Annotated in this window: 1 pseudogene; it reads right to left on the bottom strand. The window is 64.4% G+C overall.

Features of this window, described 5'->3' with window-relative positions:
* Nucleotides 1-449: pseudogene (locus tag lacNas_RS00180) on the bottom strand (ammonium transporter); the annotation flags it as partial.

Raw genomic sequence — 449 nt, 5'->3', positions numbered from 1 at the left:
GGAAATCTGCTTGTCGATTCCCCGGCTGGCAAAGAGCCCGACGGTCAAAGAGCCGACGATGCCGGAAACCCCGTGGCAGCCGAAGGCGTCCAGCGGATCATCGAAGCTGAGCTTGCCTTTCACGCGGCTGATGAAGAAGTAGCTGGCCAGGCTGCACAGGGCCCCGGTGAAGAGGGCGCCCACGCAGCTTTCATAGCCCGCGCCCGGAGTGATGCCGACCAGGCCGCACAGGGTCCCGGTGCAGATGCCGTCCAGGCTGACCTTGCCGGTCAGGCTTTCCTCAAGCAGCAGCCAGGTCATCATTGATGAAGCAGCGGCCACGGTCGTGGTCAGGCAGGCCGTCAGCGCCACGCTGTTCATGCCGAAGGCACTGCCGGCGTTGAAACCGTACCAGCCCAGCCAGAGGATGGCTGTCCCCAGCAATACCCAAGGCAGGCTGTAGGCCTGGC

The sequence above is a fragment of the Lactobacillus nasalidis genome (genome assembly GCF_016587775.1).
Lineage (GTDB): Bacteria > Bacillota > Bacilli > Lactobacillales > Lactobacillaceae > Lactobacillus > Lactobacillus nasalidis.
This window is presented reverse-complemented; position numbering and strand designations above follow the sequence as displayed.